Source organism: Alcanivorax hongdengensis A-11-3 (genome assembly GCF_000300995.1).
Lineage (GTDB): Bacteria > Pseudomonadota > Gammaproteobacteria > Pseudomonadales > Alcanivoracaceae > Alcanivorax > Alcanivorax hongdengensis.
Window position 1 is genome coordinate 248,176 of the sequence record NZ_AMRJ01000001.1, and the last position, 16,851, is coordinate 265,026.

General features: G+C 58.6%; 20 protein-coding genes. 15 read left to right on the forward strand and 5 right to left on the reverse strand.

The features are described from left to right. The first annotated feature begins 49 nt into the window (after nt 1–49). Nucleotides 50–745 carry an urea ABC transporter ATP-binding subunit UrtE gene (gene urtE / locus A11A3_RS01065; protein WP_008927404.1) on the forward strand — a complete coding sequence of 232 codons (696 nt, stop codon included), beginning with the start codon at nt 50–52 and terminating at the stop codon, nt 743–745. Nucleotides 746–915: 170 nt separating this feature from the next. On the opposite strand, the gene A11A3_RS01070 is transcribed toward urtE, so the two are convergent. Further along, a complete protein-coding gene (locus tag A11A3_RS01070) occupies nt 916–1,800 on the reverse strand; it encodes a metal-dependent hydrolase (protein ID WP_008927405.1) in 885 nt (294 codons plus the stop codon). Between the two features lie 180 nt (nt 1,801–1,980). On the opposite strand from A11A3_RS01070, the gene A11A3_RS01075 reads away from it, so the two are divergent. Both A11A3_RS01075 and A11A3_RS01080 read left to right on the forward strand, forming a co-directional pair. Further along, nucleotides 1,981–2,976, forward strand: a complete 996-nt coding sequence (locus A11A3_RS01075) for a helix-turn-helix transcriptional regulator (RefSeq protein WP_008927406.1) — start codon at nt 1,981–1,983, stop codon at nt 2,974–2,976. 227 nt (nt 2,977–3,203) lie between these two features. Further along, nucleotides 3,204–4,079, forward strand: coding sequence for an AEC family transporter (locus tag A11A3_RS01080; RefSeq protein WP_008927407.1), 876 nt, complete (start codon nt 3,204–3,206; stop codon nt 4,077–4,079). On the opposite strand, the gene A11A3_RS01085 is transcribed toward A11A3_RS01080, so the two are convergent. Continuing rightward, complete coding sequence (locus tag A11A3_RS01085) at nt 4,074–4,802, reverse strand: dienelactone hydrolase family protein (RefSeq protein WP_008927408.1); 729 nt, start codon at nt 4,800–4,802, stop codon at nt 4,074–4,076. The genes A11A3_RS01080 and A11A3_RS01085 overlap by 6 nt on opposite strands. 113 nt (nt 4,803–4,915) lie before the next feature. Between A11A3_RS01085 and A11A3_RS01090 the strand changes: the two genes are divergently transcribed. After that, the gene (locus tag A11A3_RS01090) at nt 4,916–5,851 is read left to right on the forward strand and encodes a bile acid:sodium symporter family protein (RefSeq protein ID WP_008927409.1); all 936 of its coding nucleotides are present in this window, start codon (nt 4,916–4,918) and stop codon (nt 5,849–5,851) included. 154 nt (nt 5,852–6,005) lie between these two features. On the opposite strand, the gene A11A3_RS01095 is transcribed toward A11A3_RS01090, so the two are convergent. Then, nucleotides 6,006–6,419 carry a transcriptional regulator gene (locus A11A3_RS01095; protein WP_008927410.1) on the reverse strand — a complete coding sequence of 138 codons (414 nt, stop codon included), beginning with the start codon at nt 6,417–6,419 and terminating at the stop codon, nt 6,006–6,008. 157 nt (nt 6,420–6,576) lie between these two features. On the opposite strand from A11A3_RS01095, the gene A11A3_RS01100 reads away from it, so the two are divergent. The 4 genes from A11A3_RS01100 (at nt 6,577) to A11A3_RS17645 (ending at nt 9,083) form a co-directional block, all read left to right on the forward strand. Then, nucleotides 6,577–7,374: a GIY-YIG nuclease family protein gene (locus A11A3_RS01100; protein ID WP_008927411.1), complete on the forward strand. Its 798-nt coding sequence runs from the start codon at nt 6,577–6,579 to the stop codon at nt 7,372–7,374. 24 nt (nt 7,375–7,398) lie between these two features. Continuing rightward, nucleotides 7,399–7,821 (forward strand): PH domain-containing protein, encoded by a 423-nt coding sequence (locus tag A11A3_RS17370; protein WP_008927412.1) that lies wholly within the window; start codon nt 7,399–7,401, stop codon nt 7,819–7,821. A gap of 227 nt (nt 7,822–8,048) precedes the next feature. Then, on the forward strand, nt 8,049–8,795 hold the full coding sequence (locus A11A3_RS17640) for a hypothetical protein (RefSeq protein WP_157375201.1): 747 nt from the start codon (nt 8,049–8,051) through the stop codon (nt 8,793–8,795). 36 nt (nt 8,796–8,831) lie between these two features. Then, entirely contained in the window at nt 8,832–9,083 is a 252-nt protein-coding gene (locus A11A3_RS17645) for a hypothetical protein (protein WP_157375204.1), read from the forward strand. A gap of 245 nt (nt 9,084–9,328) precedes the next feature. Here A11A3_RS17645 and pdxH read toward each other — a convergent pair whose 3' ends face one another. Beyond that, nucleotides 9,329–9,958 carry a pyridoxamine 5'-phosphate oxidase gene (gene pdxH / locus A11A3_RS01115; RefSeq protein WP_008927414.1) on the reverse strand — a complete coding sequence of 210 codons (630 nt, stop codon included), beginning with the start codon at nt 9,956–9,958 and terminating at the stop codon, nt 9,329–9,331. A 15-nt stretch (nt 9,959–9,973) separates the two neighbouring features. Here pdxH and A11A3_RS01120 point away from each other — a divergent pair, with 15 nt between their 5' ends. From A11A3_RS01120 to A11A3_RS01140, 5 genes are all read left to right on the forward strand, one after another. Then, entirely contained in the window at nt 9,974–10,597 is a 624-nt protein-coding gene (locus A11A3_RS01120) for a gamma-glutamylcyclotransferase (RefSeq protein WP_008927415.1), read from the forward strand. A gap of 35 nt (nt 10,598–10,632) precedes the next feature. After that, complete coding sequence (locus A11A3_RS01125) at nt 10,633–11,076, forward strand: YchJ family protein (protein WP_008927416.1); 444 nt, start codon at nt 10,633–10,635, stop codon at nt 11,074–11,076. Next, entirely contained in the window at nt 11,064–11,735 is a 672-nt protein-coding gene (locus tag A11A3_RS01130; RefSeq protein WP_008927417.1) for a DUF2238 domain-containing protein, read from the forward strand. The genes A11A3_RS01125 and A11A3_RS01130 overlap by 13 nt, the downstream gene beginning before the upstream one ends. 54 nt (nt 11,736–11,789) lie before the next feature. Further along, nucleotides 11,790–12,089 carry a sll1863 family stress response protein gene (locus A11A3_RS01135; RefSeq protein ID WP_008927418.1) on the forward strand — a complete coding sequence of 100 codons (300 nt, stop codon included), beginning with the start codon at nt 11,790–11,792 and terminating at the stop codon, nt 12,087–12,089. Between the two features lie 76 nt (nt 12,090–12,165). Next, nucleotides 12,166–12,783 carry a flavin reductase family protein gene (locus A11A3_RS01140; RefSeq protein ID WP_008927419.1) on the forward strand — a complete coding sequence of 206 codons (618 nt, stop codon included), beginning with the start codon at nt 12,166–12,168 and terminating at the stop codon, nt 12,781–12,783. A 3-nt stretch (nt 12,784–12,786) separates the two neighbouring features. Here A11A3_RS01140 and A11A3_RS01145 read toward each other — a convergent pair whose 3' ends face one another. Further along, nucleotides 12,787–13,809, reverse strand: coding sequence for an AraC family transcriptional regulator (locus A11A3_RS01145; RefSeq protein WP_008927420.1), 1,023 nt, complete (start codon nt 13,807–13,809; stop codon nt 12,787–12,789). A gap of 148 nt (nt 13,810–13,957) precedes the next feature. On the opposite strand from A11A3_RS01145, the gene A11A3_RS01150 reads away from it, so the two are divergent. Then, the gene (locus A11A3_RS01150; RefSeq protein WP_008927421.1) at nt 13,958–15,142 is read left to right on the forward strand and encodes an alkane 1-monooxygenase; all 1,185 of its coding nucleotides are present in this window, start codon (nt 13,958–13,960) and stop codon (nt 15,140–15,142) included. Between the two features lie 172 nt (nt 15,143–15,314). Beyond that, nucleotides 15,315–16,730, forward strand: coding sequence for a fatty acid desaturase (locus A11A3_RS18215; protein WP_008927422.1), 1,416 nt, complete (start codon nt 15,315–15,317; stop codon nt 16,728–16,730). Nucleotides 16,731–16,851 lie beyond the last annotated feature (121 nt).

Below are 16,851 nucleotides of genomic sequence, written 5' to 3' on the forward strand. Positions count from 1 at the left end.
TGCAAGCACGCTCCTACAGCGGCGTCGAACCATGTTACGGAGTAAAACCGTGCTGAAACTGAACAACGTCAACCAGTACTACGGCGAATCTCACACCCTCTGGGATGTGGATCTTGGCCTCACCCAGGGCGAATGCCTGTGCGTCATGGGACGCAACGGCGTGGGCAAGACCACCTTGCTGAAAACCATCATGGGGCTGCTGCCGGTAAAAAGCGGCAGCATCGAATTCAAGGGTCAGGACTTCGCCCGCCAGGCCGCCGAAGAACGGGCCCGCGCCGGTATCGGTTATGTGCCCCAGGGCCGGGAAATCTTCCCGCTGCTGACCGTGGAAGAAAACCTGGAAGCCGGCCTGCAGGCACGCCTGGACCGCAGCAAGAAAATCCCCGACCGTATTTATGAACTGTTTCCGGTCCTGCACGACATGCGCAACCGCCGCGGCGGCGACCTGTCCGGTGGCCAGCAACAACAACTGGCCATCGGCCGGGCCCTGGCCCTGGACCCGAAACTGCTGATTCTGGATGAACCCACCGAAGGCATTCAGCCGAACATCGTCGACATGATCGGCCGCGTGATCAAAACCCTGAACAAGGAAGAAGGGCTCACCGTGTTACTGGTGGAACAGAAACTCCACTTCGCCCGCGCCACCGCCGACCGCTTCGCTATCCTCGATCGCGGCAGCAAGGTCGCCGAAGGCGCCATGAGCGAACTGGATGACACCCTGATCAAAAGCTACCTGACGGTCTGACCATGCTTGTCGGCGCGTCACTGGCGGGGTGACAAACAGCCACATCCAGAATCGCTTTCACCACAGAGAGCACGGAGATCACCGAGGAAAACAAGGATGAGCGCTCTGTGTGCTCGGTGATCTCTGCGGTAAATCCATCCCGCGTTATCGCGTCGACATGACCTGGCTCATCAGCTGGCGTTGCGCCAGACATCCCTCAGCTGGCCATTCTCACCAAACAGTTTTTCCCGCCAGGCTTGCTCCAACGCCGAAGTATCGCGCTGGGCAGGGTGAAAATTGCGGGCAAAGTACTCGGGCATCAACGGCAGTATCCCGGTGATAAAGCCTTTTCGGCCCAGCAGCAACGACAGCCCTTGGGCAATATCCTTCCAGTCCGTTGCCCGGCCTTCTCTGGCCACCATCCAGGACCAGCTGATCAGCAGCCCGGGGGTCAGACTCGCTATGACCAGCGGCAAGGCCAGCAGCCGCTGATACCAGCGATTGCCTATCAGGTTATAGACATCATAGGTCACTGACTTGTGCTCCAGCTCTTCCAGTGCATGCCACTCCCAAAGCGTCAGCAGCTCCGGGTCGGCCCGGCGGCGAAACTCTTCATCGGTGAGCAACTGTTCGGCCAGGGACGCGGTGAAGTGTTCCATGAAGGTGGTACAAGCCAGTTGCTGACTGGCCGGCAGACGGGACAACAGCCATAACCCGGCTTTGACACTCTTCTCCGCCACCGAGGTATCAATGCCCCGCTCGGTCAGGAAGGCATTAAGGCGTTCATGCTCACGGCTGTGAATCGCCTCCTGGCCAATGAAGCCGGATACTTCCGCCTTCAGTTGCGGATCGGCAATGCGGTGACGATAACGTCGCACGGATTCCACAAAAAACATCTCTCCGGGCGGGAAGAATCCGGAAAGCACCGCGAAATGCACAGAGGCCGTGGCGTTGTTGCCGTACATATAGCGTGGGCTTGTCTCGGCAAAATGAAAGTCGATCTGGCGCGGAGGAATCCCCACCGTGGCGCCGGCGAGGCGGCGCACCTTCTTGCCGATACGAGTCACAGCATTCATGGCACATCTCCGTGGTCTGCAGGCCCAAACGGGCGATAAACAGATTGGCAGCGTTTATCACTACCACCTTGCCATTGATCAATGGCAAGTTAAGTATGGACAGAGATAGCCCCCGGCCCCCATGTGACCAGGGCCTGTTTTATTGTGAATTTGGCTCAGCCAACCACGACCACGGTGACCATGACCCCTGCCAGCCCTTACATACCCGGCCACTATCTGGTTCAGCTGATGGACAGCAGCCTGTTACCCGTGGCGACCACCGATTACCTGAAACAGCATCTGGTAAAAACCGGACTGGACCCGCTACAACTGAGCGAAGCCAGGCTGTCACCTCAATCGCTGGAAGCGCTGCTAAACGCCTGGCCGGATATTCACCCCCAGCGTCTGGCTTTTGAATTTGGCCAACAGGTCACCCTCACCAGTCAGGGCAACCTGAGCCTGCTGATCATGACCGCGCCCACGCTGCGCGAGGCGCTGGGGCTGTACCGGTTTCTGCCATTACTGACCAATGCGGTCAGCCTGCGGTTTTACGAAACCGAAGAAAGCGGGCATATCCAGATTCAGCCTCACAGCGGTTCCGCCATGCTCGATTCCCTGCTGGTTCTCTATGGCTGCGCCGGACTGGAACGCCTTTGCACCCTGCTGACAGGCCAGACACCACCGCTCAGGATCTGCGTGGCAAAGGAATACGGTGTGCATGATCTGGCACCGGCACTGCCGGAAAACTGGCAATGCGACGGTGTTATTTCTTCGCTCACCTGCCCGTCAAACGCGCTGGATCTACCTTGCCAATATGCTGACAGCCTGACCCACCATCGGCTTCTCAAGGAACTGGCAGGGCAACTGGCCAGCCAGCAGCAAACCGTTCCGCTGGTTTCCAGAATCCGTCAGCTGCTGACAGAAGGACGCATTGCCCCCAACCAGGAAAGTATCGCCCGGGCACTCAACATGTCACGCAGCACACTCAAACGACAACTCACCCGTGAGCACACCCACTTCCAGGCAATACTCACCCACTTCCGCAAGGAAAACGCCGTGCGATTGCTACTGGGCACCACACTGTCACTGGACCAGATTGCCGAACAACTGGGCTACAGCGACCAGACCAATTTCAGCCACGCCTTTCGGCAATGGTCCGGCATGACACCCGGCCAATTCCGCAAGCACTCCCGCTAAACAATCCGTCCTTTTTTCAGCCACCGCATCCATTGATGCCAGCCCAACACCACTTCATACACGTGAATGCTAGGAGCTTGCCTGCAAGCGAAGGGGTAGGCCTCGCTTGCAGTCATACCCAGAGGGCACAGGCGCGCCTGCGGGAAGAACACCAGTCGGCACGGCAATGGACAGCGGGTGCTGCAGCTCTCAGACTGCACGCTCCACACGCCATTGCAGATTCGCCCATGCTTGCCACCATCTGGACCATCATTGCTCCCGTGCTGCTGTGTGCCGGGCTGGGTTATGTCTGGGCGCGGGCGGGGCGGCCGTTTGATACGGCCATGGTGACGTCGCTGGTGACTACCGTCAGTACGCCGTGCCTGATCGTGGCGACGCTGGGGCGCTCGGATCTGGACATGGCAGCGCTTGGGCATATCGGCGGGGTGGCCTTGTTGGTGCTGCTGACCACGCTGGCACTCAGCGCGCTGGCCATTCGCCTCAGCGGGCAATCCTTTCGGGTTTTTCTGCCGTCACTGACCTTTGCCAATACCGGCAACATGGGTATTCCGCTGTGCATGCTGGCTTTCGGCAAACCCGGGCTGGCGCTGGCGCTGGCCTGGATGATGGTCTACTCGGTGCTGCAGTTTTCTCTGGGGCTGGCCATTGTCAGTGGCCAGGGAATGTCACTGAAACTGCTGCGCCACCCGATTCTGCTGTCGGTATTCCTGGCGGTGGCCATGGTGGCCTGGGACCTTTCGCTGCCGCCGTGGCTTTATAACAGCGTCAAGCTGGTGGGGGATCTAACCATTCCGTTGATGCTGATTACGCTCGGCGTGTCGCTGTCGCAGTTGAAGGTACACCATCTGGGCAAGGGCGCCGCCTTTGCCTTACTGCGATTGTTGATGGGCTTTGCCATCGGCTGGGCGGCGGTGAGTCTGTTTGATCTCACCGGCACCCTGCGTGGCGTGGTACTGATTGAATCCAGCATGCCTGTGGCGGTTTTCAACTACCTGCTGGCGAAAAGCTACAACCGGGGCGCCGAGGAAGTGGCAGCCATGGTGATGGTTTCCACGCTGGTTTCCTTCCTCACCTTGCCCCTGTTGCTGGCGCTGGTGTTATAAACCCCCGAACACTTCTTCCAGCAGATCGTCCATGGCGGCAAAGGCCCGGCGGGCCACCACCGGGTTGTAGACGGAGCGACCGGGAATATTGGCATTGGGGTCGGTGAACGAATGCACCGTGGCGCTGTAATTGACCAGTGTCCAGTCCGCCTGGGCGGCATCCATTTCGGCCTTGAAGGCCTGCTGGTCTTCGGCGCTGACCATGGGATCATCGGCCCCGTTGAGCACCAGCACCGGGCCGGCAGGTGAGGCGGTGGCCGGTTGCTGGGTGGTCAGCAGGCCATGAAAACTGACAAAGGCGCGGGCATCAGCGCCGCAGCGGGCCAGCTCAAGCGCACAGGCACCGCCGAAGCAGAAGCCGAACACTGCCACCCGGTCTTCGGCTACCCCCAGTTTGCCCGCTTCCTGGCGAAGGGTCGCCAGCGCCGCCAGCAACACCTCCCGTAACTGTTGCACATCGGCGCGGGCCCGGGTCATGGCCTCCATGGCCTGCTGGGCATCCTGCGGCCGAACGTCCACACCAAAGGGGTCCAGCACCAGAATCACGGTGCGGGCATCCAGTCGTTTCTCGGCCTGGGCCATGGCCGCCGCACTGATGCCGGCAAAATTCGGGGCCATTAGCAGTGCCCGGTCCGGGGTGGCCTTGTCCTGATAAAGCAGATGCCCCTGATAGTCGCGACCCTGCACCTGATAATCCACGGGCCGGTTGATAATCTCGCTCATCATCGCTCTCCTGATACTGTCAGCGGCGGGCAACGCACCCACCAAGAAAAGGCAGCATAAAGCATCCACCGGCCGAAACGCCAAACACGCCGGCTGTGCTAACCTGCCCTCTCATGCCTGACAAGACCGACATCATGCTCAATCGCCTGACACAACTGTTCCCGCTCTGGGCGCTGCTGTTTTCCGCCCTGGCCTACTGGCAACCGGCCCTGCTTACCGACCAGAAAGGCGCCATCGTGCCGCTGTTGATGGTGATCATGTTCGGTATGGGCATGACACTCACCGGCGAGGATTTTTTGCGTGTGATCAAGGCCCCGAAAGTGATTGGCCTGGGCGTGGTGCTGCAATACACGCTGATGCCGCTGCTGGCCTTCGGCATCGGCCAGCTGCTGGATCTGCCACGGGAATTACTGGTGGGGCTGGTGCTGGTGGGGGCCTGCCCGGGCGGCACGGCCTCCAATGTGATTGCCTTCCTGGCACGGGCGGATGTGGCACTGTCGGTGACGGTGACCTTTGCCTCCACCCTGATCGCGGTGCTGGCCACCCCGCTGCTCACCTGGCTGTACCTGGGCGAACGCATTCCCGTACCGGTGGGCGGGATGCTGTTGTCGCTGGCGCAGATCGTTCTGCTGCCGGTGGTTGGCGGCTGCCTGATCAACAGTGTTTTCCACCGCCAGCTGACACCGCTACGGAATCTGTTCCCGCTGGTTTCGGTGGCGGCCATTGTCTGGGTCATCGGCATCATCGTGGCACTGAATCAGGGGCGTATTGCCGATGCCGGGTTGCTGGTGTTCGTGGCCGTGGTACTGCACAACGGTCTGGGCATGCTCGGCGGCTACACCGGCGCCCGGCTGATGCGTCTCAATCGCCAGCAGGCTCGCACCCTGGCCATCGAAGTTGGCATGCAGAACTCCGGGCTGGCCGTGGCGCTGGCGGTCAAACACTTCTCCACCCTGGCCGCCCTGCCCGGCGCACTGTTCAGCATCTGGCACAACCTGTCGGGCTCAATGCTGGCCGCGCTCTGGCAACGCAAACCCTCGACCCCGTAGGAGCTTACTTGTAACTGCCCCTCAACGAGGAACGCAAGTCTGATTCGGCTGTAAGCAGCCTCCTACAGGGAAAACATAAACCCACCGAGGCAAGTTAGGTTGAGGTAAAAAGAGCCCGCCCTATCCATCTGACCGGACGCTATATCCTAACCGATTACCCCTTCCTCTTTCTGGCCATGCGATCTGCATCAATGAAAGCCTGAATCACGTCCTTCACTGTTTTCTTTCTGGAAGGCGATAGGGAGAGCAACGCCTTGATCAAAAAACGATCATCCGCGCTAATTTCTTCCGATTCATAACCATATTTCGGTGATATTTCCCTACCCGTAGCTGGTGCACCATACCTTAACGTCGAAGGCTCAACACCGAGCCATTCAGCCAACACCATCAGCTTATCTTGCTCCGGAATGGATTCACCACGCAGCCAGCGGCGCACAGCCTGAAAGGTAACAGGGTGCCCCCAGTATCTTAGATTGAAGTTCTGTTCAACCACTGAAGGGCGCGGTTCATAACCTTCCGCGATCAACGCGGCCTTCAAACGCTCGGCAAACTCGGCTTTTTCACTCATTCCCGAAAACTGAACTTGTTGTTTAGTTTCGGGTTGACTTTCAGTTCAACTCTAATGTTAAATTATTAGTTAAATAACGAATTAAATCACCACTTTAATGAACAAATAACCAACAACCGTCCATGGATGGACACCAGATATCGTCCACAGGGATGCCATGACGCCTAAAAGAACCACAGACAAACAGCTTGCATCGGACATGATCCGCCTATTGCTCGATAGCACTGGTCTACGCCAAGCAGATATCGCAGAGGCTCTCTATGTCAGCCCTGCGGTGATTAGCTTGCTAAAAAACAAGAAATGGCAGTCAAGCGATATCAGCAAACATATAAAAGCACTTGAGGAGTTGTTAAAAGCATATCGGCTCACCGCCTCGTCGCAAAAAAGGCGCACAAGAACGAGCCGCCGTGATGATGAAGTCTTTGCTGATTGGCTCGTAGAAGCCATGCAGAAAGAAGGTATTGAGCCTGCCGAACTCGCCAAGCACTCTGGAGTCTCTTTGCCCGCCATCAGCATGATCCTGGATGGCACCACCATCAACCCCCAGAAAGCCACCAAAGAGAAGATTCAGAAAGCCTTCTCCATTCCTCAACCCATTAGCCCAGAGATCAATAAAAGCCAAGGGCGAGAAATATTCTCGGGGCTCCCTTATACCCCGCAAGAAATTCGGCAAGTACCCACCAATATCGTTGGTGTTTATGTCATTCATGATCGGCGCGGATACATCACTTACATTGGGCAGGGCAACATACGTAAACGACTTCGCCATCATGCCGAGAACCGTGCCTTCCTGGATCAGCGCGTCGCTCATTCCTTCAGCTACGTCATCCTTGGAGAAAACAACAAGCAAAGTCGTGAAGAGTCTGTTTTTCTAGAAAAATTACTCATTCGATTTTGTGGCAATGCTGTTCTTTTAAACAAAAGGCTTTTAACCGACCTTTCCGATGCCAATTAACAACAACGCCCATAGAGGAAAATCATGCAAGAAGAAAAAGACATATGGTTTGGAACTCCATCTCAAGTAGTAAACCTAGGAACATTTATTATAATGGGAATTTTCTTCTGGTTAATATTCCCTCTTTTTATAATTCTGTGGCGATGGGCTCAAATTAAAAACACAAAATACGAGCTAACAACCGAAAGGCTACGAACCCGACACGGCGTACTCAACAAGAAAACAGATGAACTAGAGTTATACAGGGTTCGGGATTACAAAATGGATCAGCCTTTTTTCCTAAGACTGTTTTCACTAGGAAATATTATTCTTGAAACATCTGATCGATCACATCCACAAATAGTACTGAAAGCCATACCCAACACAGAACAACTCAGGGAAACCATAAGAAAACAAGTCGAAGCCTGCAGAACAAGAAAACGTGTTCGAGAAATAGATGTGGAATAAACATTACCATGTCAATCTTTCAATCCATACTGCTTATTGTTGGAATAGGCCTTCTCTTACTCGGCGGACTCTCTGGCCATGCACTATTTTCCAGGGCAACCAGAGACTCCGAAAAATTCGGTGATGAAACTAATATTGGCACTCTTTGGGGGCTATTTTTCCTTTCATTGCCAGCCGGGCTACTGCTCATATGGCTTGGGCTCCCTTAAGATACATAAAGGAAAAACATGAAAATAAAGAAATCAACATATACATCATTAGCCATTTTATTACTTTCAGGCTGCTCTTCAGAGCCACCGAAATGCTCAGACACATCCACCCTAAACCTAGTGAAAAAGATTTTCTTCTCAGAACTTGAAAAAACCATCAAAAACGCTGGCGGAGACCCAACTCCCGTAATCTCCTCAATTCAAGAGAGTGCATCACTGTCCGTAGCAAATATCCGGACTGAAAATTACGAGAAGGATGCAAAACGCTATTCCTGCTCATCCGATGTAGTCCTACAATTAAATGATACACCAGAATCTAATAGCGCCTTAACGCTTCTCGATAAAGCCATCAATTACGATCAAAGGAATCAAGAAATTTCCGGACAGTGGAAGGAGTTTGGTAGACAAGCGCTAGCTTTGAAAATTGGATTCAGGGATATCCCCGACCTGTCTGAAATAAACATCAACGGGACCAGCATCACTCACCCCATTTCCTACAGATCCTCAATTGCAGAGACTCCAGGCGAAAAGAACAAGCAATACTTGGAAGCCATAGGCATGTCCCCCATGGTCAATGCAACCCTAGCCTTATCTTCTGCTGGAGCCTTCCCCCATGACTATCTAACAGGAACAAAATTCAAGACACCCGACGACTGCATTGACTACCTTGTCTCCGAATTTAGAAAAGAAAAGGGTGAAGAGGCAATGATCAGATCCGATGTAATGCAAGAATGGACTGAAAAATGCAATTCACGGTTTCAATAGTCCCCTCTCTATAACTTTACCAACCAGGAGAAAAAGATGACCATGCAGCCCATGCCCATACCTAAAAATGGAGCCTGCCCAAGCGGATATTCCTCTCAAGGAAACATGTGTGTGCCTAATGCAAATGCAAGACCGGCCATTACCAAAGATGGAACCTGCCCCTCTGGCTGGAGCGCCCAAGGTAATTATTGTGTGGCAAACAAACCGAACCCCAAGAACGTCATTCCAAAAAACGGAAGCTGCCCTTCAGGCTATAGGGCGCAAGGAAAATATTGCGTTCAAAACTAGATAGGGCGGTTGCTCCCTACGGCGCAAGACCCTCCCGCGCCCAACTTCCGTACGCCTGCCTTCGATAGCGAAAACAGGCTCGCACCCTAGTCATCGAAGTGGGCATGCAGAACTCCGTGCTGGCCGCGCTCTGGCAACGCAAACCCTCGGCCCCGTAGGAGCGACGCTCGAGTCGCGAACCGGTCTGATCGCACCCCCTTTCGCGACTCGAGCGTCGCTCCTACAAAAGAAAAACGACGGCGCGGTTAGGGGGCGAGACGCTCGCGATGCCAACGGCCATCGGCCTGTTTGAAATAGCGAAAGCGGTCGTGCAGGCGACTCGGGCGACCGTGCCAGAACTGGATTTCCGTGGGCACGATGCGGTAGCCGCCCCATTGGGCAGGTTTGGGTACCGGCGCCTGGGGATGCTGTTGTTGCAGGGCCTCCACCTGGGCTTCCAGCCATTCACGGGTCACCGGCTGACTCTGCGGGGAAATGGCGGCGCTGACCTGGCTGCCATAGGGGCGCGAGGCAAAATAGGCCTGCGACTCTTCCTCATCGACCTTGTGGGCTTCACCGATCACGATCATCTGCCGGTCAAAAGGCTGCCAGAACATGGTGAAGGACACCCTGGCGTTGCCTTCGATCTCGCGACCCTTGCGGCTGTCGTAATGGGTAAAGAAGGTGAAGCCGCCGCCCTCGATGCCCTTGAGCAAAACTACCCGGGTGGAAGGCTGACCATCGGCGCTGACGGTGGCCAGCGTCATGGCATTGGGCAGCGGCAGGCCGGCATCGATGGCCTCATCCACCCAGCGTTGCGCCTGGGCCAGCGGGTCGTCGTGGAGGTCCGCCTCGGTGAGGCCATCAGCATGGTATTCTTCGCGCACGTCTTTCATGGAAAGGATCAACCGTTGTCAGAATGCACCGGCAGTATAACCCGCCCGCGTGAAGGCGCCGATGATATCGATCAAGCCGGGCACCTGGATACCCGCGGGGAAAACCGTCGCCGCCACGCGCTGCAACCGGACACCCCGGTGTGGCTGTTCGGTTATGGCTCGCTGATCTACAAGGTCGACTTCCCCTATCTGGAATGCCGACCGGCACGTATCCATGGCTGGGCCCGTCGCTTCTGGCAAGGGTCCCACGATCATCGCGGCACCCCGGACAAACCGGGCCGGGTGGTCACCCTGATCGAAAGCCCGCAGGCCGAGTGCGTGGGTATGGCCTACCGCATTACCCCGGATGTGTTCGATCATCTGGATGTGCGTGAGAAAAACGGCTACCTGCGCTTTACCACCGCCCTGCATTTTAACGATGGCGACCAGGCCGACGGTCTGGTCTATATCGCCACCGCAGATAACGCCGCTTTTCTGGGCCCGGCCCCCTACCCGGCCATGGCCCGGCAGATTGCCGACAGCCGCGGCCCCAGTGGCCACAACCGGGATTACCTGTTGCAGCTGGCCGAGGCCCTGCGCAAACTCGGCGCCCACGACGAGCACGTTTTTACTCTGGAACAGATGTTACTCGACCCGTAACCCTGACAATTTTTTCAACCCGGTAGCACGCACCCATGACCTCTGCCTGCCCCTGCCAATCCGGCCTGCCCTATACCCAATGCTGCCAGCCCCTTCACCAGGGCACGGCGGCCGCCAGCCCGGAAGCGCTGATGCGTTCGCGTTACAGCGCCTTTGTCCTGCGCCTCACGGACTACCTGCGCGAAAGCTGGCACCCGCACACCCGCCCGGCTACTCTGCAACTGGACGGCGAGGAACAATGGCTGGGGCTGGAGATCCTCGCCAGCGAGTCGCAGGGGGATCAGGGCCGGGTACATTTTCGCGCCACCTGCCGGGATGCCGCGGGCTTTTCGGTACTGGAAGAGCAGTCCCGCTTCGAGAAGGTCGACGGCCACTGGCGTTACCGGGATGGTGATGCCCGGGTGCAGGCCCTCAAGCCGGGCCGCAATGATCCCTGCCCCTGCGGCAGTGGCAAAAAATACAAGAAATGCTGCGCCTAAGGCCGCAGCCCGAACCGGAAGAAGCCATGCCGTCATCGTCGGATAACCGCTACGCCTTGATATTGTTCTGCCTGTTCTGGCTCGCCTGGGTACCGCTGGCCATTGACCCGCTCTATCCCCATGACTGGCTGCTGGAGAACATGCTGGTGTTTATCTCGGTGCCACTGGTATGGATAGGCTGGCGCCGTTATCACCCGTCTCGCACCGCCAGCACCGCCATCTTCCTGTTTGCCCTGCTGCATATTCTCGGCGCCCATTACACCTACGCGGAAGTGCCCTACAACCACTGGACCACAGAGCTGTTCGGCAGCTCGCTCAATGAAGCTCTCGGCTGGCAACGCAACCATTTCGACCGGCTGGTACACGGCCTGTTCGGCCTGCTGTTCATGCCATTGTTCGCGGAAATCTTTCAGCAGCGCCTAAGCGCCAGCCGCCGCTGGCAGGCAGCCCTGGGCGTGACACTGGTACTGGCCATTTCCGCCGTTTACGAAATCATCGAGTGGCTGGCTGCCATTAGCTTTGGTGGCGACCTGGGCCAGGCCTATCTGGGCACCCAGGGCGATGCCTGGGATGCCCAGAAAGACATGGCCCTGGCCGGGCTGGGCGCTGTGATCGGTGCTATATGGATCAGTTTGCGCAACCTTGACCGGCGTCAATAATCGCCTCCTCGGTGGTGCCATAGTAGAGCCTCACACTCACACAGGGAGGTTCCCATGGCGTCACATCAGCAACGTATCGAAAAAATCAGCGAGACTCTCAAGAACTGGGACTACCAGCTCGACCGTCTTGAGCACCGCCTGATCGACCTGAGCGAGGAAGCCCGCCAGCAAGCCAAGGAAGCCCTGGCCGACCTCAAGGAACAGCGTAAACAGATGGCCACCCGCCTCGAGGAAGGCCGCAGCCAGGCCGGGGAAATGCTGGAGGACTTCAAGGACGGCATGGAAAAAACCATGGACGACTTCAAGGAACGCCTGCAGAAAATGCGCCATCAGGTGGGCGACAAGGACGACTGAGCCGGCAACAGAGCTTGTACTCTCTACCCGGCGCGGCGAGGATAACGCTTGATCCTGCCGACGCCGGGGACCACCAATGACCGACCGTTATTTTTACCAGCCTGGCCAGGGCCATGGCCTGCCCCACAACCCCTTCAATGCCATCATCGGTCCGCGACCGATTGGCTGGATTTCATCTCGCAGCAAGGCGGGCATTCTCAACCTGGCCCCCTACAGTTTCTTCAACGCCTTCAACTACACGCCGCCGATCATTGGCTTCTCCAGCGTCGGTTACAAAGACAGTGTGGCCAATATCGAAGCCACCGGCGAGTTCGCCTGGAATCTGGCCACCCGACCGCTGGCCGATGCCATGAACCAGAGCTGCGCGGCCGTGGCGCCGGAGGTAGACGAATTCCAGCTGGCCGGACTGACGCCGGAGGGTTCCCGGCTGATCGGCGTGCCCCGGGTGAAGGAAACGCCGGTATCGTTCGAATGTCGTCTAAGCCAGCTGATTCGCCTGACCGGCGCGGATGGCCAGCAAACCGACAGCTGGCTGGTACTGGGGGAAGTGGTCGGCGTGCATATTGACCGCCGCCTGCTCAAGGACGGGGTCTACCAGACCCACGCCGCCGAGCCGATTCTGCGCGCCGGCGGCCCGGCGTCGTACTACGGCATCAGTGCCGGGCAGCATTTCCAGATGTACCGGCCGGACTGACCCTTAACTGGCGCGGTTGCGCATGGCCAGCGGAGTCACCCCGAACCAGCGCCGGAAGGTGCGGCTGAAATTGGAAGTATCCTGATAGCCCAGCCGCTCGGCCACGCGCTCAATCGGTTCATGGGTTTCCAGCAGGTACCAGGCGGCCAGCTCCCGGCGCACTTCATCAAGCAGCTCCTGGTAACTGGTGCCCTCCGCCTTGAGTTTGCGAATCAGGGTGCGCCGCGACATGGCAAAACGGTCGGCCATGGCCTCCAGGCTCGGGTAGTCGGTGCTTTCCAGCAGGCAATTGCCGATCTGCTGACTGAGCGGGCCACCGCCCTGCAATTGCCGCAGCTGATGCTCGCAATCACGCACGGCAGTGCGATGCAGGGCCGGGTCGGCGGTCAGGCAGGGCGTGGCCAACGTCGCGGCGGAGAGCTCGATGCGAAATCGGGGCGCGCCAAAGGTCACCGGGCAGCCCAGGCGCTCCTCGTAGACCGCCGCCCAGGGCGGCGCCTCGAAGGGCAGTGACACCCGGGCATCGCGCAGGCGCCGGGAGGACACCGTATCCACCAGCTGGAAATAGGTGGCCAACAGGCCGCCGTGGATAAACTCCCGCGTTTCCGCCAGATCCATGCGCTCGTGCAGCACCAGCGCCACGCCACTGTCGGTTTCCTCCAGCGCTATCTCCGTGAGCCGCAGACGCACACCCACATAGCGGGTCACCACCTCCAGTACGGTGCGCACATCCGGCGCCGACACCACCGCATAGCCCAGCGAGCCGTGGGCGGACACCGCCGTCATGCCACCGATATCCAGGCCGATCCAGGGCTGACCGGTCAGGTCCACGGCGCGGTGAATCAGTCGGCCCAGCTGCTCCAGGCTGAGATAACGGTGCTCGCTCAGCAACTGCTCCCAGTGCAGCCGGGTGCCCGCGAAGATGGTCGCGTTATCAAAGCCCAGCTGCTGCAGGTGAGCACACAGCAACCGGCTGTAGGTGGGATGAATAGCCGGGCGTAGCCGGTCAGTCTGCGGTTGACTCATAGTCTGTACTGGCCTCCTGCCCCCATCCTACCCCTAAACAGCCTGTTTAATCTGTCACTTTATGACGATTTATTGCCACCTTCTGCGGTGCTCGCCCCGCCCCTGTCGGCGCACCATGACCCCATTGAATGGCATCAAGGAGTGCATGATGAGCAAGGCAGGCGTTTTCACCGGCCCGTCCGGTATCCAGTATCGCGACCGCAAACGTTATCTGTGGGTCACTTCCCTGTTTGTTCCGTCGCTGGTGTTTCTCGGCCCCGGCCTTTACCTGGCCACCGACAATGCCCTGTGGCTGTGGCTACCCCTGGCCTTTTACTACCTGGTGGTGCCGGTGCTGGACCTGCTGATCGGCGAAGACCTGAGCAACCCGCCGGAAGAGGTGGTACCGCAGCTGGAAGCCGACAACTACTACCGCTGGATTACCTACGCCCTGGTGCCCATCATCTGGGGCGTCTACCTGTTCGGCATCGCCTTCATGGCCACCCAGCCGCTGCCGCTGCACGGCATTATTGCCATGATCATCCTGCTCGGCGGGGTATGCGGTTTCGGCATCAACCTGGGCCATGAACTGGGCCACAAGAAAAGCCGCACCGAGCGCTGGCTGGCCAAGTTCGTGCTGGCGCCCTGCGCCTACGGCCATTTCTTCATCGAGCACAACAAGGGCCACCACCGTGACGTGGCCACCCCGGAAGACCCGGCCAGCTCGCGCATGGGCGAAAGCATCTGGAAGTTTGTCTGGCGAGAAATGCCCGGCGCCTTCAAGCGTGCCTGGCAGCTGGAGAAGACCCGCCTGCAACGCGAAGGCAAGGCGGTCTGGAGCCTGCACAATGAGATCCTGCAACCGGCGCTGATCACCCTGGTCACCTGGGGCGCGCTGACCGCCGTGTTCGGCCTGTCGATCCTGCCGGTGATTCTGGCGGTGGCCTTCTGGGGCGCCTTCCAGCTAACCTCGGCCAACTACATTGAGCATTACGGCCTGCGCCGCCAGAAGGACGCCAACGGCCGCTACGAGCGTACCCAGCCGCACCATAGCTGGAACAGCAACCATACCTTCTCCAACTGGGCCACCTTCCACCTGCAGCGCCACTCGGACCATCACGCCCACCCGGCACGGCGCTACCAGAGCCTGCGCCACTTCGAAAACCTGCCCAGCCTGCCCAACGGCTACTTCGGCATGTTCCTGGTCAGCTACATCCCGCCGCTGTGGTACGCGGTGATGGACAAGCGGCTGCTGGCACAGGTCGGCACCAACGTGGACAACATCAACATGGACCCGGCACGCAAGCAGGCTCTGATTCGCAAGTACCAGTTGCGCCAGGGGGAGGCCGCCTGAGACCTTCCCCCAGGCAGCCCCTTTATGCCCCGCCCGCGGGGCTTTTTTATCCCTGAATCTCCATGCATATCGCTCCCGGCCCGCGGATACAAAACCGCTATTGGCTCGCGCCGGCCACGGGTATAGCGTGAAAGTAAACAGGGTGTATGGACACAAAACAGCGAGGTGTACCATGGCTACATTAGAACAAGGCAACGCCACCCCCTGGCACGACGGCAAGCGCTACCTGTGGCTGCTGAGCCCGGCCATTCCGGTACTGGCGGTGCTGTTTCTGGCCCTCTATATCTTTGCCTGGTCCTGGCCGGGCCTGCTGTGGGGCGGCCCCTTCCTGGTCTATGCACTGATCCCGTTCGCCGACTGGGTAGTGGGTACCGACACCAACAACCCTCCGGAATCCGCCGTTCAGCAACTGGAAGATGACAAGTACTACCGCCTGATCGTCTATGCCTACATCCCCACCCAGTACCTGGCCACCTTCATGGGTGCCTGGCTGGTGGCCCAGGGCGATACGCCCCTGTGGGGCCTGGTCGGCCTGGTGTTCAGCGTTGGCGCGGTGAACGGCATCGCCATCAATACCGCCCATGAACTAGGCCACAAGAAAGGCAAGAGCGAGCGCTGGCTGGCCAAGATCACCCTGGCACCGGTGGCCTACGGGCACTTCTTCGTGGAGCACAACAAGGGCCACCACAAGAACGTGGCCACCCCGGAAGACCCGGCCAGCTCGCGCATGGGCGAATCCTTCTGGGCCTTCCTGCCGCGCACCATGATCGGCAGCGTCAAATCCGCCTGGGGGATCGAAAAACAACGTCTGGAACGTTGCCAGCAGCCGCTCTGGTCCCTGAAGAACGAGAACCTGCAATCCTGGCTGATGACCGTGGTGCTGTTTGGTGCCCTGACCGTCTGGTTCGGCTGGGTCGTGTTGCCCTTCCTGCTGCTGCAGGCCTTCTACGGTGCCTCCCTGCTGGAGGTGATCAACTACATGGAGCACTACGGCCTGCTGCGCCAGCAAAAGGCCGACGGTCGCTATGAACGCTGCGAACCGCGCCACAGCTGGAATAGCAACCATATCGTCACCAACCTGTTCCTCTACCAGTTGCAGCGCCACTCCGACCACCACGCCAACCCCACCCGGCGCTTTCAGGCCCTGCGTCACTTCGACGACAGCCCGCAACTGCCATCCGGCTATGCGTCCATGCTGATTCCGGCCTACATTCCCTTTGTCTGGTTCCAGAAGATGGACCCGCTGGTCTACCAGCACTACCAGGGCGACCTGAGCCGGGCCAACCTGCAGCCGGGCAAACGCGACAAGCTGCTGGCCAAATGGCAACAGGCGCCGGTGCAGTACAAGAGCGCCGACTCCGAGCCGGACTATTCCCGGGAAGCCCTGCTGGCCGCCCGCGAAGCCGAGAAGGAAACCGACATCACCCACCGCTTCGAATGCCCCAACTGCGGCTACATCTATGACGAGGCCCAGGGCAACGACAGCGAAGGCTTCCCCGCCGGCACCCGCTGGGCACAGATCCCCGACAACTGGCCCTGCCCGGACTGTGCCGTGCGCGAAAAAGTGGACTTCATTCTCCACAAGTAAACCCAATCCCCTCTCCCCGCCGGGGAGAGGGTTAGGGAGAGGGGCAAGGAGAGCTGTCACATCTTCACCGCCCCCCTGACCCACCCGCTCAACGCCTTATTCCTTCGGCCCTGTTGCCAGC

Coding starts and splice junctions, on each gene's coding strand:
- A11A3_RS01095 (WP_008927410.1), bottom strand. CDS start 6,419: ATGAGTGAAAAAGCCGAGTTTGCCGAGCGTTTGAAGGCCGCGTTGATC.
- A11A3_RS01150 (WP_008927421.1), top strand. CDS start 13,958: ATGAGCAAGGCAGGCGTTTTCACCGGCCCGTCCGGTATCCAGTATCGC.
- A11A3_RS01070 (WP_008927405.1), bottom strand. CDS start 1,800: ATGAATGCTGTGACTCGTATCGGCAAGAAGGTGCGCCGCCTCGCCGGC.
- A11A3_RS01085 (WP_008927408.1), bottom strand. CDS start 4,802: ATGAGCGAGATTATCAACCGGCCCGTGGATTATCAGGTGCAGGGTCGC.
- pdxH (WP_008927414.1), bottom strand. CDS start 9,958: ATGAAAGACGTGCGCGAAGAATACCATGCTGATGGCCTCACCGAGGCG.
- A11A3_RS01135 (WP_008927418.1), top strand. CDS start 11,790: ATGGCGTCACATCAGCAACGTATCGAAAAAATCAGCGAGACTCTCAAG.
- A11A3_RS01130 (WP_008927417.1), top strand. CDS start 11,064: ATGCTGCGCCTAAGGCCGCAGCCCGAACCGGAAGAAGCCATGCCGTCA.
- A11A3_RS01080 (WP_008927407.1), top strand. CDS start 3,204: ATGCTTGCCACCATCTGGACCATCATTGCTCCCGTGCTGCTGTGTGCC.
- A11A3_RS01100 (WP_008927411.1), top strand. CDS start 6,577: ATGACGCCTAAAAGAACCACAGACAAACAGCTTGCATCGGACATGATC.
- A11A3_RS01140 (WP_008927419.1), top strand. CDS start 12,166: ATGACCGACCGTTATTTTTACCAGCCTGGCCAGGGCCATGGCCTGCCC.
- A11A3_RS18215 (WP_008927422.1), top strand. CDS start 15,315: ATGGCTACATTAGAACAAGGCAACGCCACCCCCTGGCACGACGGCAAG.
- A11A3_RS01075 (WP_008927406.1), top strand. CDS start 1,981: ATGACCCCTGCCAGCCCTTACATACCCGGCCACTATCTGGTTCAGCTG.
- A11A3_RS01145 (WP_008927420.1), bottom strand. CDS start 13,809: ATGAGTCAACCGCAGACTGACCGGCTACGCCCGGCTATTCATCCCACC.
- A11A3_RS01125 (WP_008927416.1), top strand. CDS start 10,633: ATGACCTCTGCCTGCCCCTGCCAATCCGGCCTGCCCTATACCCAATGC.
- A11A3_RS17645 (WP_157375204.1), top strand. CDS start 8,832: ATGACCATGCAGCCCATGCCCATACCTAAAAATGGAGCCTGCCCAAGC.
- A11A3_RS17370 (WP_008927412.1), top strand. CDS start 7,399: ATGCAAGAAGAAAAAGACATATGGTTTGGAACTCCATCTCAAGTAGTA.
- A11A3_RS17640 (WP_157375201.1), top strand. CDS start 8,049: ATGAAAATAAAGAAATCAACATATACATCATTAGCCATTTTATTACTT.
- A11A3_RS01090 (WP_008927409.1), top strand. CDS start 4,916: ATGCCTGACAAGACCGACATCATGCTCAATCGCCTGACACAACTGTTC.